This window comes from Marichromatium sp. AB32 (assembly GCF_003718675.1).
Taxonomy (GTDB): domain Bacteria; phylum Pseudomonadota; class Gammaproteobacteria; order Chromatiales; family Chromatiaceae; genus Marichromatium; species Marichromatium gracile.
On sequence record NZ_RHFJ01000032.1, the window covers coordinates 1 to 17349 of the forward strand.

At 68.3% G+C, this 17349-nt stretch carries 14 protein-coding genes and 1 riboswitch; of the genes, 3 read left to right on the forward strand and 11 right to left on the reverse strand.

Annotated features, from left to right (window positions below):
• Positions 1-2: 2 nt before the first annotated feature.
• The 8 genes from EBL85_RS10750 to EBL85_RS10785 all read right to left on the reverse strand — a co-directional run bounded on the left by EBL85_RS10750 (position 3) and on the right by EBL85_RS10785 (position 9216).
• Positions 3-539 carry a DUF2726 domain-containing protein gene (locus tag EBL85_RS10750; protein WP_123142911.1) on the reverse strand — a complete coding sequence of 179 codons (537 nt, stop codon included), beginning with the start codon at positions 537-539 and terminating at the stop codon, positions 3-5.
• A 23-nt stretch (positions 540-562) separates the two neighbouring features.
• A complete protein-coding gene (locus tag EBL85_RS10755; RefSeq protein ID WP_123141468.1) occupies positions 563-1024 on the reverse strand; it encodes a hypothetical protein in 462 nt (153 codons plus the stop codon).
• A 140-nt stretch (positions 1025-1164) separates the two neighbouring features.
• Positions 1165-2229, reverse strand: a complete 1065-nt coding sequence (fba, locus tag EBL85_RS10760; protein WP_123141469.1) for a class II fructose-bisphosphate aldolase — start codon at positions 2227-2229, stop codon at positions 1165-1167.
• Between the two features lie 57 nt (positions 2230-2286).
• Positions 2287-3729, reverse strand: a complete 1443-nt coding sequence (gene pyk / locus EBL85_RS10765) for a pyruvate kinase (protein WP_123141470.1) — start codon at positions 3727-3729, stop codon at positions 2287-2289.
• Positions 3730-3801: 72 nt separating this feature from the next.
• Positions 3802-4983, reverse strand: coding sequence for a phosphoglycerate kinase (locus EBL85_RS10770; RefSeq protein WP_123141472.1), 1182 nt, complete (start codon positions 4981-4983; stop codon positions 3802-3804).
• A gap of 159 nt (positions 4984-5142) precedes the next feature.
• Positions 5143-6144 (reverse strand): type I glyceraldehyde-3-phosphate dehydrogenase, encoded by a 1002-nt coding sequence (gap, locus tag EBL85_RS10775; protein WP_123141473.1) that lies wholly within the window; start codon positions 6142-6144, stop codon positions 5143-5145.
• Between the two features lie 138 nt (positions 6145-6282).
• Positions 6283-8295, reverse strand: a complete 2013-nt coding sequence (tkt, locus tag EBL85_RS10780) for a transketolase (RefSeq protein WP_123142912.1) — start codon at positions 8293-8295, stop codon at positions 6283-6285.
• Positions 8296-8658: 363 nt separating this feature from the next.
• Complete coding sequence (locus EBL85_RS10785; RefSeq protein ID WP_123142913.1) at positions 8659-9216, reverse strand: thioredoxin family protein; 558 nt, start codon at positions 9214-9216, stop codon at positions 8659-8661.
• Between the two features lie 361 nt (positions 9217-9577).
• On the opposite strand from EBL85_RS10785, the gene metK reads away from it, so the two are divergent.
• The 3 genes from metK to metF all read left to right on the forward strand — a co-directional run bounded on the left by metK (position 9578) and on the right by metF (position 13310).
• Positions 9578-10768, forward strand: coding sequence for a methionine adenosyltransferase (metK, locus tag EBL85_RS10790; protein WP_062272501.1), 1191 nt, complete (start codon positions 9578-9580; stop codon positions 10766-10768).
• A gap of 16 nt (positions 10769-10784) precedes the next feature.
• Positions 10785-10872, forward strand: a riboswitch (S-adenosyl-L-homocysteine riboswitch).
• Between the two features lie 25 nt (positions 10873-10897).
• Positions 10898-12304 (forward strand): adenosylhomocysteinase, encoded by a 1407-nt coding sequence (gene ahcY / locus EBL85_RS10795; RefSeq protein ID WP_123142914.1) that lies wholly within the window; start codon positions 10898-10900, stop codon positions 12302-12304.
• Between the two features lie 145 nt (positions 12305-12449).
• A complete protein-coding gene (gene metF / locus EBL85_RS10800) occupies positions 12450-13310 on the forward strand; it encodes a methylenetetrahydrofolate reductase [NAD(P)H] (protein ID WP_123141479.1) in 861 nt (286 codons plus the stop codon).
• A gap of 40 nt (positions 13311-13350) precedes the next feature.
• Here the strand turns inward: metF and gloB are convergent, their stop codons facing one another.
• The 3 genes from gloB to EBL85_RS10815 form a co-directional block, all read right to left on the reverse strand.
• On the reverse strand, positions 13351-14130 hold the full coding sequence (gene gloB / locus EBL85_RS10805; protein ID WP_123142915.1) for a hydroxyacylglutathione hydrolase: 780 nt from the start codon (positions 14128-14130) through the stop codon (positions 13351-13353).
• 78 nt (positions 14131-14208) lie between these two features.
• On the reverse strand, positions 14209-16140 hold the full coding sequence (gene dxs / locus EBL85_RS10810) for a 1-deoxy-D-xylulose-5-phosphate synthase (RefSeq protein WP_123142916.1): 1932 nt from the start codon (positions 16138-16140) through the stop codon (positions 14209-14211).
• Positions 16141-16233: 93 nt separating this feature from the next.
• A complete protein-coding gene (locus EBL85_RS10815) occupies positions 16234-17151 on the reverse strand; it encodes a LysR family transcriptional regulator (protein WP_123141482.1) in 918 nt (305 codons plus the stop codon).
• Positions 17152-17349 lie beyond the last annotated feature (198 nt).

The following is a 17349-nucleotide window of genomic DNA, read 5'->3' on the forward strand; positions in this document are numbered from 1 at the left end:
ATCTACTCGCGGACCTCGGCTCTGGCGCGCGGCGCGCCGCGGCTGGTCACGCCGAGCACCGCGCGCAGCCGTGGCGCGAGGTCGCCCGGGGCATAGTGCTCGCGCTCGAGGAAGCGCAGCAGCGGCAAACCGGCGGCGGCACACATGGCATCGAGCTGGTCGCGCGGCGGCTCGCGCCGACGCAGCCAGCCCACCGGCGAGAGCGCCAGGGCGCAGCAGGGCTTGCTGGTCGCGGCATCGCAGACCAGGAAGTCGAGGACACGCTCACCGATCCGCAACTCGGCGCGCTCGCGCCAACGCTTCGGGGTGCGTCGCGCCACCGCCAGCACCTCGGCCACCGGCACCCGCGCATAGAGTCGGTAGCGATCGTCGAGACACTGCTCCAGAGCGTGCGCGAACTCACGCTGGGTGGACGTGAGCAGCGGCCCGGCGATCACGTAGGGGCGCCGGTTACGCGGCGACAGCGCGCGCCACAGGCTGATCGCGAGGGCGAGCAGCACCAGCGCGGTGAGTCCGAGCAGCAGATAGAAATGAGCCATGCTCCCTCCGGTCTGGGACGTGATCAGCCGCGCGGCAGGCCGGGCTCGGCCTGGGGCGGCAGCTTCACCCCGTGCTGATTGAACCAGGCGCGATCGAGCGCCCACACCACCGAGTCGACGTCGGACTGCGACAGCAGCAGCTGGAGCACATACATCTCGGTGTATTGCAGCTGCTCGCGCGCGACGCGCAGCGACTGCGCCCGGGCGGAGGCCTCACCGCGTCCCAGCGTCGGATCGATCCAGCCGAGATAGCGTGATTCCTCGACCGTCGAGGCGCGCGGACTGCTCACCGTGGCCACCCCGTTGAGGAAGGTCAGGACGCGGAAATCGTAGGGGTACTCGGCGACCGCCTGATCCTGCGCGAGCAGCTCGTTGAGCTGCCAGAGCCGCGGCTTGAGTCCGTGCGGGGCCCAGGAGAGGGTCAGCATCAACAGCGCCAGGGCGATGGCCGAGAGGATGATTGCGTTACGAATGAAACCAAGCATGGGGAAGCAACTCCACGAGATCCAGGTCCGACCGGATGGTCGCTGGCGGAGATTCTACCCCAAGGCGACCGGGGCCCGTTGTTGCCGGACCCCGATCGAGTGGCCGATGAGCAGACGCCCAGCGGCCTTGCGCGCACCGATCAGTTGATACGCGGGTCGAGCTCGCCGCTGTCGTAGCGGGCGGTCATCTGCTCCAGCGAGAGCGCGGTGATCTTGCTGGCGTTGCCGGCGGTGCCGAAGGCCTCGTAGCGGGTCCGGCAGATCTCTTTCATCGCCTTGGTGGCCGCGATGTAGTACTTGCGCGGATCGAAGTTGGCGCGATTCTCGGCGAGGTGTTTGCGGATGGCACCGGTCGAGGCCATACGCAGGTCGGTGTCGATGTTGACCTTGCGCACCCCGTGCTTGATGCCCTCGACGATCTCCTCGACCGGCACGCCATAGGTCTCGCCCATGTCGCCGCCGAACTCGTTGATGATCGCCAGCCACTCCTGCGGCACCGAGGAGGAGCCGTGCATCACCAGATGGGTGTTGGGGATGCGCTGGTGGATCTCCTTGATGCGGCTGATGGCGAGGATGTCGCCGGTCGGCGGCCGGGTGAACTTGTAGGCGCCGTGGGAGGTGCCGATGGCGATCGCCAGGGCGTCGACCTTGGTCTTGGCGACGAAGTCGGCGGCCTCCTCGGGGTCGGTCAGCAGCTGGCTGTGGTCGAGCGTGCCCTCGGCGCCGATGCCGTCCTCCTCGCCCGCGGTGCCGGTCTCGAGCGAGCCCAGACAACCCAGCTCACCCTCGACCGAGACGCCGCAGGCGTGGGCGATCTCGACCACCCGCCGGGAGACGTCGACGTTGTAGTCGTAGCTGGTCGGGGTCTTGCCGTCCTCGCCCAGCGAGCCGTCCATCATCACCGAGGAGAAGCCGAGCTGGATGGAGCGCTGGCAGACCGCCGGCGAGGTGCCGTGGTCCTGGTGCATGCACACCGGGATGTGCGGCCACTCCTCGATGGCGGCGAGGATCAGGTGACGCAGGAAGGGCGCACCGGCGTACTTGCGCGCCCCGGCCGAGGCCTGGACGATCACCGGCGAGTCGGTCTCGTCGGCCGCCTCCATGATGGCGCGCATCTGTTCGAGGTTGTTGACGTTGAAGGCGGGCACGCCATAGCCGTACTCGGCGGCGTGGTCCAGCAGCTGGCGCATGGATATCAGTGCCATGATGTTCTCCTCGTGTCAGTGACGGGGTGGAATCGATGTTCAGGATACGCCCGTGGGTCAATCTTCGCTCGCAGTTCGATGCTCTCCGACCCTCATGATCTTCATGATGTTGGTCTGGCCCTCGACCCCGCTGCGATCACCCTTGGTGATGATCACCAGGTCGCCGTCGCGCACGGTGCCGTGGCGCAGCAGCTCCTCGATCACCGCGCAGTTGACCTCGTGGATGTCGGTGCTGGCGACGTCGAAGGCGACCGGGTAGACGCCGCGGAACAGACACACCTTGCGCCGGGTCGAGTCGAAGCGGGTCATGGCGTGGATGGGGATGCCGGAGCTGATGCGCGACATCCACTTCACCGTCGAGCCGGTCTCGGTGAGCGCGGCGATCGCCTTCACCCCGAGATGGTTGGCGGTGTACATCGCCGCCATGGCGATGGCCTCGTCGACACGCCCGAACACCGAGTCGAGGCGGTGTCCGGAGCGAGTGGCGCTCTTCTCCGCCTCGCGGCAGATGCGGTCGAGCGCCTCGACCACCTTCACCGGATTGCTGCCGATCGAGCTCTCGGCCGAGAGCATCACCGCGTCGGTGCCGTCGAGCACCGCGTTGGCGACATCGAAGACCTCGGCGCGGGTCGGGATCGGGTTCTCGATCATCGACTGCATCATCTGGGTGGCGGTGATCACCACGCTGTTGAGCTCGCGGGCGCGGCTGATGAGGTGCTTCTGCACCGCCGGCAGCTCGGCATCGCCGATCTCCACCCCGAGATCGCCGCGCGCGACCATGATGGCGTCGGCGGCGTTGATGATGGCGTCGATGCCGTCGAGCGCCTCGGCACGCTCGATCTTGGCCACCACCCCGCCGCGACCGCCGGCGGCCTGGAAGTGGGCGCGCGCCTGGCGCACGTCCTCGGCGCTGCGCACGAAGGAGACGGCCAGGTAGTCGGCGTCGAGCTCGGCGGCGAAGCGGATGTCGGCCAGATCCTTGTCGGTCAGCGCCGGGGCCGAGAGCCCCCCGCCCTTGCGGTTGATCCCCTTGTTGTCGGAGAGCTTGCCGCCGACCACCACCCGGCAGGCCATCCGCCCGGCCTCGACCGACTCGACCCACAGCTCGATGGCGCCGTCGTCGAGCAGCAGGGTGTCGCCGGCGCGCACGTCCTCGGCGAGCGCCGGATAGGTGGTACCGACCCGGGTCGCGTCACCGCCATCGAGCGGGCAGTCGGCATCGATGGCGAAGGGCGCGCCGCGCTCGAGCACGATCGGCCCGTCGGCGAAGCGCCCGATACGGATCTTCGGCCCCTGCAGGTCGAACAGCACCGCGACGTCGACGTCGGCCGCGCGGGCGCGCTCGCGCAGCCGCTCGACACGTTCGCGATGGCGTGCATGGCTGTCGTGGGAGAGGTTGAGGCGGGCCAGATCGAGACCCGCGCGGATGAGCCCGTCCATGACCTCGGGCGCGTCGGTTGCCGGCCCCAGGGTTGCAACGATCTTGGTACGTCTGGGCATGGTGTCACTGCCTCCCGCGTGCAAATGGGGCCGCGCCGGATGGCGCGGCCGGGATCGACCCGTCGTGGTCGATCAGTCCTTGGCCCGGGCCTCGAGCATGGCCACCGCGGGCAGGGTCTTGCCCTCCAGATACTCGAGGAAGGCGCCACCGGCGGTGGAGATGTAGGAGACACGGTCCTCGATGCCGTACTTCTGGATCGCGGCGATGGTGTCGCCACCGCCGGCGAGGCTGAAACCGGGGGCGGCGGCGATCGCCTCGGCGACCACCCGGGTGCCCTCGCCGAACTGGTCGAACTCGAACACCCCGACCGGGCCGTTCCAGACGATGGTGCCGGCCCCCTGGATGACCTCGGCCAGGGCGCGCGCCGAGTCCGGGCCGATGTCGAAGATCATGTCGTCCTCGGTGACCTCGGCGGCGGCCTTGGTCACCGCCGGCTCCTGCTCGTCGAAGCGCTTGCCGCAGACCACGTCGGTGGCGATCGGGATGCCGGCGCCGCGCGCGGTCATGGTCTCCATCAGCGCCTTGGCGGTGGGCACCAGATCGGCCTCGTGCAGCGACTGGCCGACCGGCAGCCCGGCGGCGGCGAGGAAGGTGTTGGCGATGCCGCCGCCGACCACCAGCTGATCGACCTTCTCGGCGAGCGACTCGAGCACGGTGAGCTTGGTCGAGACCTTGGAGCCGCCGACGATGGCGACCATCGGGCGCGCCGGCTCGGCCAGCGCCTGACGCAACGCCTCGAGCTCGGCGCTGAGCAGCAGCCCGGCGCAGGCCTGGGGGGCGAAGTGACCGACCCCGTGGGTCGAGGCCTGGGCGCGGTGGGCGGTGCCGAAGGCGTCCATCACGAAGACATCGCACAGCGCCGCGTAGCGGCGCGCCAACGCCTCGTCGTCCTTCTTCTCGCCGGCGTTGAAGCGCACGTTCTCGAGCAGCACCAGCTCGCCCTCGGCGACCTCCGGCGGGGTGTCGAGATAGTCGCGCACCAGCCGCACCTCGCGCCCGAGCTTGGCGCCGAGGTCGGCGGCAACCGGGGCGAGCGAGTTCTCGGCGGAGAACTCGCCCTCCTGGGGACGGCCCAGGTGCGACATCACCAGCACCCGCGCGCCGGCGCGCAGACAGTGCTCGTAGGTCGCCAGCGAGGCGCGGATGCGCGCATCCGAGCTGACCCGGCCGTCCTTGACCGGGACGTTGAGATCGGAGCGGATCAGCACCCGCTTGCCGGCGAGATCGAGGTCGGTGAGCTTGATGAAGGACATGACAAACCCTCTGGATGGATGGGGAAAGAGATCAGGCGCAAGCCCGGGCTTGCCTGATCGCCCTCGGCGGGGCCGCCGACCGGGACGGTCGGCGACGCGGCGGCGACCGCCAGACGGCGGTCGCCGGGACGACGGCGCCTCGCGGCGCCGCGCGCGGCCTCAGTTGTTGGCCACGTACTCGACCAACCGCAGCATGTTGCAGGTATAGCCGAACTCGTTGTCGTACCAGGAGACGACCTTGATGAAGGTCGGATCGAGCGCGATGCCGGCGGTGGCGTCGAAGATCGAGGGGGCGTTGAAGCCGCGGAAGTCGGTCGAGACCACCTTGTCCTCGGTGTAGGCGAGCACGCCTGCCATCTCACCCTCGGAGGCCTTGCGCATCGCCGCGCAGATGGCGTCGTAGTCGGCCGGCGCCTCGAGCTCGACGGTGAGGTCGACCACCGAGACGTCCGAGGTCGGCACGCGGAAGGACATGCCGGTGAGCTTGCCGTTGAGCGCCGGCAGCACCTTGCCGACGGCCTTGGCCGCACCGGTCGAGGACGGGATGATGTTCTCGAGGATACCGCGACCACCGCGCCAGTCCTTCATCGACGGACCGTCGACGGTCTTCTGGCTGGCGGTGGCGGCGTGCACCGTGGTCATCAGGCCACGCTTCACGCCCCAGTTGTCGTTGAGCACCTTGGCCACCGGCGCCAGACAGTTGGTGGTACAGGAGGCGGCCGAGACGATCGTCTGACCGGCGTACTCCTGATGGTTGACGCCGAACACGAACATCGGCGTGGCGTCCTTCGAGGGCGCGCTCTGCACCACCTTGCGGGCGCCGGCGTCGAGGTGCTTCTGGCAGGCCTCGGCGGTGAGGAAGAAGCCGGTGCTCTCGATCACCAGCTCGACCCCGGCCTCGTTCCACTTGAGGTTGGCCGGATCGCGCTCGGCGGTGAGACGGATGCGCTTGCCGTCGACGATCATGGTCGAGCCGTCGACCGCGACCTCGCCGGGGAAGCGGCCGTGCACCGAGTCGTACTTGAGCATGTAGGCCAGGTACTCGGGGTCGAGCAGGTCGTTGATCGCCACCACCTCGATGTCCGGGAAGTGCTTGGAGATCGCCCGGAAGGTCATCCGGCCGATACGACCGAACCCGTTGATACCGACTTTGATTGTCATGCGTTCAAGCTCCTTAACTTGTTGAGCGAAATATGTCGAACCGCGCGGGCGAGCGCGACGCCGCATCGCGACCGCCCGCGCGGTTGTCGGTCATTGAGCGTTCGGCCAGCGGGGAGCGGGCCCCGGCGGCCGGACCCATCAACCCTGCAGCACCCCCTCGACGACCGCGACCAGGTTGTCGACGGTGAAACCGAACTCCTTGAACAGCGCGCCGGCCGGGGCCGACTCGCCGAAGCGATCGATGCCGAGCACCGCGCCGCGCGAGCCGACGTACTTCCACCAACCGTCGCCGACGGCCGCCTCGACGGCCACCCGCGCCTCGACCGCGCGCGGCAGCACCGACTCGCGATAGGCCGCGTCCTGGGCGTCGAAGACGTCGGTCGAGGGCATCGACACCACGCGCACCGCGCGCCCTTCGAGCGCATCGGCGGCACCGAGGGCGAGGGCGACCTCGGAGCCGGTGGCGATGATGATCACCTCCGGGGTCCCGGCGCAATCGCGCACCACGTAGCCGCCGCGCGCGATCGCCGCCAGCTGCTCGGCGTCGCGCTCGACGTGCGGCAGCGACTGACGCGAGAAGATCAGCGCGCTCGGGCCGTCGCGCCGCTCGATCGCCTGACGCCAGGCGACCGCCGACTCGACCGCGTCGCAGGGACGCCACACGTTCATGTTGGGGATCATGCGCAGGGTCGGGATCTGCTCGACCGGCTGGTGGGTGGGACCGTCCTCGCCGAGACCGATGGAGTCGTGGGTGTAGACGAAGATCGAGGGCACCTTCATCAGCGCCGCCATGCGCAGTGCGTTGCGGGCGTACTCGGAGAACATCAGGAAGGTCGCGCCATAGGGCACGAAGCCGCCGTGCAGGGCGATGCCGTTGAGGATCGCCGACATGCCGAACTCGCGCACGCCGTAGTAGACGTAGTTGCCCGGCGCCTCGCCCTTGCCGATGCCCTTGCAGCCCTGCCACAGCGACAGGTTGGAACCGGCCAGATCGGCCGAGCCGCCGAGCAGCTCGGGGAGCAGCGGACCGAAACCGTTGAGCGCGTTCTGCGAGGCCTTGCGCGAGGCGATGCTCTCGCCCTTGACGGCGACCTCGGCGATGAAGGCATCGGCCTGCTCGGTCCAGTTCGCCGGCAGCTCGCCGGCCATGCGCCGCTCGAACTCGGCGGCCTCGGCGGGATAGGCCTTGGCGTAAGCGGCGAAGCGCTCGCGCCACGCGGACTCGGCGGCGGCGCCGCGCTCACGCGCGCTCCAGCCGGCGTAGACCTCCTTGGGGATCTCGAACGGGGGGTGGTTCCAGCCCAGCGCCTCGCGGGTGAGGGCGATCTCCTCCTCGCCGAGCGCGGCGCCGTGGCAGGACTCCTTGCCCTGCTTGTTGGGCGAGCCGTAACCGATGATGGTCTGGCAGCAGATCAGCGTCGGTCGATCGGTGACCGCACGCGCCTCCTCGATGGCGACCTGGATGGCGTCGGGGTCGTGACCGTCGACCTCGGGGATGACGTGCCAGCCATAGGCCTCGAAACGCTTCGGGGTGTCGTCGAGGAACCAGCCGGGGGTATCGCCCTCGCCGCGCACCTCGCCGTCGATGGAGATGTTGTTGTCGTCATAGACGGCGATCAGCTTGCCCAGACCGAGCGCGCCGGCGAGCGAGCAGGCCTCGTGCGAGATCCCCTCCATCAGACAGCCGTCGCCGAGGAAGGCATAGGTGTAGTGATCGACGATATCGTGACCGGGGCGGTTGAACTGGGCGGCGAGCGCCTTCTCCGCGATCGCCATGCCGACGGCGTTGGTGATGCCCTGGCCGAGCGGCCCGGTGGTGGTCTCGACGCCGGGGGCATAGCCGTACTCGGGGTGTCCCGGGGTCTTGGAATGGAGCTGGCGGAACTGCTTGAGGTCCTCGATACCGAGGTCGTAGCCGGTGAGATGGAGCAGAGAATACAGCAGCATCGAGCCGTGCCCGTTGGAGAGCACGAAGCGATCGCGATCGGGCCACTGGGGGTTGGCCGGGTTGTGGTTCATGAAGTCGTTCCACAACACCTCGGCGATGTCGGCCATGCCCATCGGCGCGCCCGGATGCCCGGACTTGGCCTTCTGCACCGCATCCATGGCGAGTGCCCGGACGGCGTTGGCGAGTTCTCTGCGTGAGGACATGAGCCCCTCCTGAAGTTGACGATGACGAAGATACTGATTGTGCGGACCGGGGCGCCGAGGCATCACGGCGGACTGAGGCTCACCCGGAAACGGCCCGCGAATGCGATGAATGTGGCGTGCGGGGCTGGCGGCCGCATCGAGCAGGGAAGTTTCCATCCTCCGGCCCGGGGCGAGGACGCGCGAGTTGGCCGGAGATTCCCACACAGGGCCTTTGATTGTGAACCAAAGGTCCAGGGTCGGACATCAAAACAAACTTATACCGCCAAAAACTATTTTAACATTTCATAATATTCAGGATTGACGCTTGAAATACCACATCAGTTTACCACCGCGCCGGGCGGGCCGGCGCGGGCCGGACCGGGCTCAGCCCTCCATCCACTTGATCGAGCAGCCCATGCTCGGGATCTGCTCGGCCGGGCCGCGTCCGCTCAGCGCGACCTCGCGCATCGCCTCGAACAGGTCGCGGCGCACGTCGGCGGGGGCGGCCTGCTTGCGACTGGCATCGAGCCGACCGCGATACTGCAGCTCGAGCGCGGCGTTGTAGCCGAAGAAGTCGGGGGTGCAGACCGCACCATAGGCCTTGGCCACCGCCTGGTCGGCGTCGTAGAGATAGGGGAAGGGAAAGGCGAAACGCTCGGCGATCTCGCGCATGTTGTCGAACGAGTCCTCGGGGTAGTCGGCGACGTCGTTGGACATGATCGCCACGCTGCCGATGCCGAGCGTGGCCAGCTCGGCGGCATCGCGCACGATACGCTCACGCACCGACTGGACGTAAGGGCAGTGGTTGCAGATGAACATCACCAGCAGCCCGCGCTCGCCGCTGCAGGCATCGCGCGTCCAGGTACGGCCGTCGACGCCCGGCAGGGCGAAATCCGGGGCCGGCTGGCCGAAGTCACACACGGGGGTCTCGAGTGAAACCATGACGGGGATCCTCCGAGTTGGCGGTTCGATGGTGCGGGGCCGCCCCTGGCGGGCGCGACCAAAGGGGACATCAGCGTCCTCGCGGGCACGACGCCGGCGAGCACGGCCCCGGGCAACATGCCACATCCGCCCCCTCGGGCGCATCCCCACCCCCGCGCCCCGGCGGTCGGGGAGGATGTCGGCGACCCGTCCGCGCCCCGCATGTTACCGGAACGGAAGGGGATTCCAAATCTCGCCCCGATCGCCGCCGATCGCCGCCTCATGAGGCCGCGGCGCGGGCTTCGCGAACGTCACGCGAGCCGCTATCATGAGCGGCTTCATCAACGCGCCACCCCGGCGCCATGAATAGGGCTCGACTCGTATGAGCAAGGACTACATCTTCACCTCGGAATCGGTCTCCGAAGGACATCCGGACAAGATGGCAGACCAGATCTCGGACGCCGTCCTCGACGAGATCTACCGCCGCGACCCCAACCACGCCAAGGCGCGCGTGGCCTGCGAGACCCTGGTCAAGACCGGCTTCGTGATGCTCGCCGGCGAGATCACGGTGACCGACGCCAACCTCAAGATCGACTACGAGCGCGTGGTGCGCGAGGTGGTCAAGGACATCGGCTACGACAACTCCGAGGTCGGCTTCGACGGCAACACCTGCGGCGTGATGATCGCCCTCGGCGAGCAGTCCAAGGACATCAACCAGGGTGTCGATCGCGAGAGCGAGGAGGCCCAGGGCGCCGGTGACCAGGGGCTGATGTTCGGCTATGCCACCAACGAGACCGACATGCTGATGCCGGCGCCGATCGACTACGCCCACCGTCTGGTGAAGCGTCAGGCCGAGGTGCGCAAGAACGGCACCCTGCCCTGGCTGCGCCCCGACGCCAAGTCGCAGATCACCATGCGCTACCGCGACGGCAAGCCGGTCGGCGTCGACGCCGTGGTGCTCTCCACCCAGCACGGCGAGGAGGTCAGCGAGCGCGTGCTGCAGGAGGCGGTGATGGAGGAGATCATCAAGCCCGTGCTCGGCGCCACCGGCTGGCTCAACGCCGAGACCAAGTACCACATCAACCCCACCGGCAAGTTCGTCATCGGCGGTCCGGTCGGCGACTGCGGCCTGACCGGGCGCAAGATCATCGTCGACACCTACGGCGGCATGGCCCGTCACGGCGGCGGCGCCTTCTCCGGCAAGGACCCGTCCAAGGTCGACCGCTCGGCCGCCTACGCCGGTCGCTATGTCGCCAAGAACATCGTCGCCGCCGGGCTCGCCGACAAGTGCGAGATCCAGGTCTCCTACGCCATCGGCGTCGCCGAGCCGACCTCGGTCTCGATCGAGACCTTCGGCACCGCGCATGTGAGCGAGGAGCGCATCATCGAGCTGGTGCGCGAGCACTTCGACCTGCGCCCCTATGGCATCATCAACATGCTTGACCTGACCAACCACGAACTGATCAAGTATCGCGATACCGCTGCCTACGGTCACTTCGGTCGTCCCGAGGCCGGCTTCACCTGGGAGCGGACCGACAAGGCAGAGGCGCTGCGCGCCGCCGCCGGGCTCTAAGCCCACCCAGCCCCCCGCCACCGAGGAGCGCTGCAACCCGGGACCACCGAGGTCCGGGCCAGGCTCGGGGACGGGGCATACAGTTCGAACGGCGCTCACTCACGATTCATCAGGAAGAGTTGATCAACCATGAGTGAGTTCACCGATTACAAGGTCGCTGACATCACCCTCGCCGACTTCGGTCGTCGCGAGATCGCCATCGCCGAGACCGAGATGCCGGGCCTGATGGCCCTGCGCGAGAAGTACGGCCCCTCCAAGCCCCTCGCCGGCGCCCGCATCACCGGCAGCCTGCACATGACCATCCAGACCGCCGTGCTGATCGAGACCCTGGTCGCGCTCGGCGCCGAGGTGCGCTGGTGCTCGTGCAACATCTTCTCCACCCAGGATCACGCCGCCGCCGCGATCGCCGCTGGTGGCATCCCGGTCTATGCCTGGAAGGGCGAGACCCTGGAGGAGTACTGGTGGTGCACCGAGCAGGTGCTCAACTGGCCCGACGGCCAGGGCCCGAACATGATCCTCGACGACGGCGGCGACGCCACCCTGCTGGTGCACAAGGGCGTGGAGTACGAGAAGGCCGGCGCGGTCCCCGCGCCCACCGCCGAGGACAACGAGGAGTGGACCGCGGTGCTCGGCGTGCTCGGGCGCACCTTCGAGCGTGACAACCAGCACTGGCACAAGATCGCCGAGGGCATCAAGGGCGTCACCGAGGAGACCACCACCGGTGTCCACCGTCTCTACGAGATGGCCAAGAACGGTTCGCTGCTGTTCCCCGCGATCAACGTCAACGACTCGGTGACCAAATCCAAGTTCGACAACCTCTACGGTTGTCGCGAATCGCTCGTCGACGGCATCAAGCGCGCCACCGACGTGATGATCGCCGGCAAGATCTCCATGGTCTGCGGCTATGGCGACGTCGGCAAGGGCTGCGCGCAGTCGCTGCGCGGACTCGGCGCCACCGTGTGGGTCTCGGAGATCGACCCGATCTGCGCCCTGCAGGCGGCGATGGAAGGCTTCCGCGTGGTGACCATGGAAGAGGCGGCGCCGATCGCCGACATCTTCGTCACCACCACCGGCAACAAGGACATCATCCGTCACGAGCACATGGCGGCGATGAAGAATCAGGCGATCGTCTGCAACATCGGTCACTTCGACAACGAGATCGACATCGCCAGCGTCAGCCAGTACCAGTGGGAGGAGATCAAGCCGCAGGTCGATCACATCATCTTCCCCGACGGCAAGCGCATCATCATGCTCGCCCAGGGTCGACTGGTGAACCTCGGCTGCGCCACCGGCCACCCGAGCTTCGTGATGTCCAACAGCTTCACCAACCAGGTGCTGGCACAGATCGAGCTCTTCACCAAGGAAGACGCGTACCCGATCGGCGTCTACATCCTGCCCAAGCACCTCGACGAGGAGGTCGCGCGACTGCATCTGGACAAGATCGGCGCGCACCTGACCACCCTCACCGAGGATCAGGCGGCCTACATCGGCGTCGATGTGAACGGACCGTACAAGCCCGAGCACTACCGCTACTAAGCGGCTCGCGCGTCCCGGACGCGGCGGTCGCGGCCTCTTGGCCACGGCCGTCGCGGCCGCCACGGTTCCTCACCTCAACTCATCTCGCGACCGTCGCGCACCGCGCACCCGCGTCCTCGCGCGGCGGTAGCCGGAGTGCCAGAGCATGTCGCCACAAGATCCCACCCCGACCTACAGTCTCGAACTCTTCCCGCCCAAGACCGCCGAGCGCATGGAGCGGCTCAAGAGCGAGATCACCACCCTCAACACCGTCTCGCCGCGGTATTTCTCGGTCACCTACGGCGCCGGCGGCTCGACCCGCAAGGGCACCTTCGAGACCGTCTCCTGGCTGCGCAGCCAGGGCATCGACACCGCCCCCCACCTCGCCTGCATCGGCTCTCCCCGGGCCGAGGTCGAGGAGCTGCTGGAGCACTACCGCGAGCAGGGCATCGACCGCCTGGTGGCGCTGCGCGGCGACCTGCCCTCGGGCATGGGCGGCGGACTCGGCGGTGACTTCCGCTATGCCAACGAACTCGTCGAGTTCATCCGCGAGCGCACCGGCGATCACTTCCGCATCGAGGTCGCGGCCTATCCCGAGTACCACCCCCAGTCCGGCACCCCGGACCGCGATCTGGCCAATTTCAAGCGCAAGGTCGAGGCCGGCGCCGACGCCGCCATCACCCAGTACTTCTACAACGCCGACGCCTATTTCGCCTTCATCGAGCGCTGCCAGGCAGAGGGCATCGACATCCCCATCGTGCCCGGCATCATGCCGATCACCAACCACAGCCAGCTCGCCCGCTTCTCCGACGCCTGCGGCGCCGAGATCCCGCGCTGGATCCGCCGTCGGCTCGAGGGCTTCGGCGACGATCTCGCCAGCACCCGCGAGTTCGGTCACGAGGTGGTGCTGCAGCTGTGCCGGCGCCTGATCGAGGGCGGCGCCCCCGGACTGCACTTCTACACCATGAACCAGTCCGGCCCGACGCTGCGTCTGTGGCAGGAGCTGGGACTGCCCACCGGCGACTGAGCCAGCCAACGCCGGCGCGCGCCCCGGACGCGCCGGCGCCTCAGTCGTAGCACTCGTCCTTCCAGCGTCGCAGCGCGGCGAACACCGCCGCCGGCTCCTCCAGCGCCTCGCCGGCGAAGCGCTCGGCGGCCGCGCGCACCTCGGGCACCGCAACCCGCAGGAAGGGATTGGTCGCCAGCTCCTCGGCGAGCGTGCTCGGCACCGTCGCGCGGCCCGCCGCACGCGCCGCGCGCACCGCGGCGATGCGCGCCTCGAGCGCCGCATGCTGCGGCTCGACCCACTGGGCGAAGCCGAGGTTGGCCTCGGTGTACTCGTGGGCGCAATAACACCGCGTCTCCGGCGCCAGCCGCGCGATCCGCGCCAGCGAGCGCGCCAGCTGCTCGGCGGTACCGTCGAACACCCGGCCACAGCCGGCGGCGAACAGGGTATCGCCGCAGAACAGCCGCCCCTCGCCGAGATAGGCGACATGGGTCGCGGTATGACCCGGCACCTCCAGCACCCGGAAGGTCACGCCGAGCCCGGCGGGCTCGATGGCGTCCCCCTCCCCCACCCGATGATGCGCCAGCGCGATGCGCGCATCCTCCGGGGCGTAAACGACCGCCTCGGGGAAGGCGGCGCACAGCGTCTCGACGCCACCGATGTGGTCACCGTGATGATGGGTGAGCAGCACCGCCGCGAGATGCAGCCCGTGCTCGCTGAGATAGGCCAGCACCGGCGCGGCCTCGCCCGGATCGACCAGGGTCGCGCCGGCGCCACCGGGGGCGCGCAGCAGCCAGATGTAGTTGTCCTCGAAGGCGGGGATGGCGATGGGTTCGAGCATGATCGACGGCTCCTCGGGCGACAGCGGGGACGGCGATGGGGGAGACGGCCGGGCGCATGACGCCCGGCACGGCTGCGGCTAGCCGGCGAGCGTCTGCTCGCGGCGCGGCGTGGTGGTCTCGAGCGCGGCGAGCGCCCGACTCACCGAGTCGTGGATACCCGCGACATCGAGCCCGCACTCGGCGAGCTGCTCGGCCTGGGTGGCATGGTCGATGTTGCGATCGGGCAGCCCGAGCTGGAGCACCGGCACCACCACGCCCTCGGCGGCGAGCAGCTCGGTGACCGCGCTGCCGGCGCCGCCGGCGACGGTGTTCTCCTCCAGGGTGACCAGCAGCGCGTGCTCGCGCGCCAGCGCGAGGATCAGCTCGCGATCGAGCGGCTTGACGAAGCGCATGTTGGCGACCGTCGCATCCAGCTCCTCGGCGACTTCCAGTGCCGGCACGACCATGGTGCCGAAGGCGAGCATCGCCACCCGACGGCCCTCGCGCACCCGCAGGCCGCGCCCGATCGGCAGCGCCGGGGCCTCGGGGTCGACGGCGACGCCGGGACCGACGCCGCGCGGATAGCGCACCAGCGCCGGGCCCTCGAACTCGTAGCCGGTCTTGAGCATCTGCCGACACTCGTTCTCGTCGGCCGGGGCCATGATCACCAGATCGGGCAGCGGACGCGAGAAGCTGAGATCGAAGCAGCCGGCGTGGGTGGCGCCGTCGGCCCCGACCAGACCACCGCGATCGACCGCCAGGGTGACGTCGAGCTGTTGCAGACAGACGTCGTGGACGAGCTGGTCGAAGGCGCGCTGGAGGAAGCTCGAATAGATCGCCACCACCGGCTTGACGCCCTCGCAGGCCATGCCCGCGGCGAGCGTCACCGCGTGCTGCTCGGCGATGCCGACGTCGTGGAAACGCTGCGGGAAGCGCTTGGCGAAGTCGCCCATCCCCGAGCCCTCGCACATCGCCGGGGTGATCGCCACCAGACGCGGATCGCGCGCGGCGGTGTCGCACAACCAGGAACCGAACACCTTGGTATAGGTCGGGCCCTTGGCCTTGGACTTGCGGAACTCGCCGGTCTGACGGTCGAAGGGGGTGACGCCGTGGAAGGTCACCGGCTGGCCCTCGGCGGGCTCGTAGCCGTGCCCCTTGTGGGTGACCACGTGCAGCAGGCGCTGTCCCGGCATGCCCTTGACGTTACGCAGGGTCTTGAGCACCGAGTCGAGGTCGTGACCGTCGATCGGGCCGATGTAATTGAAGCCGAGTTCCTCGAACAGGGTGCTCGGCATCACCATGCCCTTCATGTGCTCCTCCCAGCGCCCGACCAGCTCGCGCAGGTGCGGCATGCCGCGCAGCGCGCTCTTGCTGCCCTCGCGCATGCTGGTGTAGAGCTTGCCCGAGAGCAGTCGCGCCAGATGATTGCTGATGGCACCGACCGGGGGCGAGATCGACATCTCGTTGTCGTTGAGGATCACCGTCAGGTCGATGTCCATCGAGCCTGCGTGATTGAGCGCCTCGAAGGCCATCCCCGCACTCAGCGCGCCGTCGCCGATCACCGCGATGACGTTGCGCCGCTCGCCGCGCTGCTTGGCCGCGATCGCCATGCCCAGCGCCGCACTGATCGAGGTGCTGGAGTGACCGACGCCGAAGGTGTCGTATTCGCTCTCGCAACGCTTGGGGAAGCCGGACAGGCCGTCCTTCTGACGCAGGCTGTGCATGCGCGCGCGCCGTCCGGTGAGGATCTTGTGCGGATAGGCCTGATGACCGACGTCCCACACCACCCGATCCTCGGGGGTGTTGAAGACGTAGTGCAGGCCGAGGGTCAGCTCCACCACCCCGAGCCCGGCCGCCAGATGACCCCCGGTGCGCGAGACGGTATCGACGAGGAACGAGCGCAGTTCGCGCGCGACCTCCGGGAGCTGGCTCTCGGGCAGGGCGCGCAGGTCGGCCGGGGAGTCGATCGAGGCGAGAAGCGGATGCCGCTGCACGGCGGCGCCGGTATCACTCTGGGTGCGGTCGGGCATGATCTGACTGGCTGTTTTTTTGGCAGGTCGACTAGTTTAGACGAATCGATTCCGCGCTGCCCAATGCGAAAGCGCATCGGAGGGCGCCACGGCTCAGCGCCCCAGGGCCACCGGCGCGGCAATCCCACTGGCCTCGGCGATGACGAAGTCGCGAAAGGCGCGCGCCGCCGGCGACAAGCGCTTGCCCTGACGATAGACCAGGAACCAGTGACGCCGGTGCGGGAAGCCCTCGACATCGAGCACCACCAGGCGGCGTGTCTCGAGTTCGAGTTCGATGGTGTGCAGCGACACCACGCTCAGCCCCAGCCCCGAGCGCACCGCCTGCTTGACCGCCTCGTTGCGGGTCATCTGCATGCCGTGACGGATCGCCAGCCCCTGCTCGGCGAAGATCCGCTCCATCGCCTGACGGGTGCCGGAGCCGGGCTCGCGCATCACGAAGGGCTCCTCGGCCAGCCGCGCCAGCGGGATGTCGGCGACCCCGACGAGCGGGTGCTCGGGCGGGGCGATCACCACCAGCGGATTCTCCATGAAGGGCTCGGACTCGACCTCGACGCGCTCCGGCGGGCGGCCCATCAACACCAGATCCACGGCATTGCCCTCGAGCATCTGTACCAGCGACTCGCGGTTGGTGATGTCGAGATGCAGCGCGATCCCCGGATAACGCCGCTGGAACACCGCCAGCAGCCGCGGCGCGAAATAGTTGACGGTGCTCGCCGCGGCCAGGTGCAGACGGCCCCGGTTGACGCCCTTGAGCGACTCCAGCACCTCTTCCATCTCCTGCAGCGAGCGGTTGACCGCACGACTGTAATGAAAGAGCTCGCGCCCGGCCTCGGTCAGCTCGATGCGCTTGCCCAGACGCTCGAACAGCGCCAGCCCGACCGCGTTCTCGAGCTGGCGCACCTGCATCGACACCGCCGGCTGGCTCAGATGCAGCTCCTCGGCGGCGCGGGTATAGCTCAGGTGGCGCGCCACCGCCTCGAATACGCGCAACTGTCGCAATGAGACGTGCATGACGAGGCCAATCAATAGAAGTAGAAGGGATAGATCATAATCTATAGCTTATATTAAACATAAGCAATATTTAGTAGTAATTATAGGGTTGTTCCATATAATCGATCCCCAGGTTCCGCCCCCGGCCACCACGACCGGGTCCGGCCCGAGAATACCGGCACAGCAGCAACACACCGAGCTCTATGCGGAGGACCGAGC

Bases quoted from the DNA above. Each gene is read 5' to 3' on its own strand.
- EBL85_RS10815 (WP_123141482.1), bottom strand. From the start codon at position 17,151: ATGCACGTCTCATTGCGACAGTTGCGCGTATTCGAGGCGGTGGCGCGC.
- ahcY (WP_123142914.1), top strand. From the start codon at position 10,898: ATGAGTGAGTTCACCGATTACAAGGTCGCTGACATCACCCTCGCCGAC.
- EBL85_RS10755 (WP_123141468.1), bottom strand. From the start codon at position 1,024: ATGCTTGGTTTCATTCGTAACGCAATCATCCTCTCGGCCATCGCCCTG.
- EBL85_RS10750 (WP_123142911.1), bottom strand. From the start codon at position 539: ATGGCTCATTTCTATCTGCTGCTCGGACTCACCGCGCTGGTGCTGCTC.
- dxs (WP_123142916.1), bottom strand. From the start codon at position 16,140: ATGCCCGACCGCACCCAGAGTGATACCGGCGCCGCCGTGCAGCGGCAT.
- fba (WP_123141469.1), bottom strand. From the start codon at position 2,229: ATGGCACTGATATCCATGCGCCAGCTGCTGGACCACGCCGCCGAGTAC.
- metF (WP_123141479.1), top strand. From the start codon at position 12,450: ATGTCGCCACAAGATCCCACCCCGACCTACAGTCTCGAACTCTTCCCG.
- gloB (WP_123142915.1), bottom strand. From the start codon at position 14,130: ATGCTCGAACCCATCGCCATCCCCGCCTTCGAGGACAACTACATCTGG.
- tkt (WP_123142912.1), bottom strand. From the start codon at position 8,295: ATGTCCTCACGCAGAGAACTCGCCAACGCCGTCCGGGCACTCGCCATG.
- EBL85_RS10785 (WP_123142913.1), bottom strand. From the start codon at position 9,216: ATGGTTTCACTCGAGACCCCCGTGTGTGACTTCGGCCAGCCGGCCCCG.
- pyk (WP_123141470.1), bottom strand. From the start codon at position 3,729: ATGCCCAGACGTACCAAGATCGTTGCAACCCTGGGGCCGGCAACCGAC.
- gap (WP_123141473.1), bottom strand. From the start codon at position 6,144: ATGACAATCAAAGTCGGTATCAACGGGTTCGGTCGTATCGGCCGGATG.
- metK (WP_062272501.1), top strand. From the start codon at position 9,578: ATGAGCAAGGACTACATCTTCACCTCGGAATCGGTCTCCGAAGGACAT.
- EBL85_RS10770 (WP_123141472.1), bottom strand. From the start codon at position 4,983: ATGTCCTTCATCAAGCTCACCGACCTCGATCTCGCCGGCAAGCGGGTG.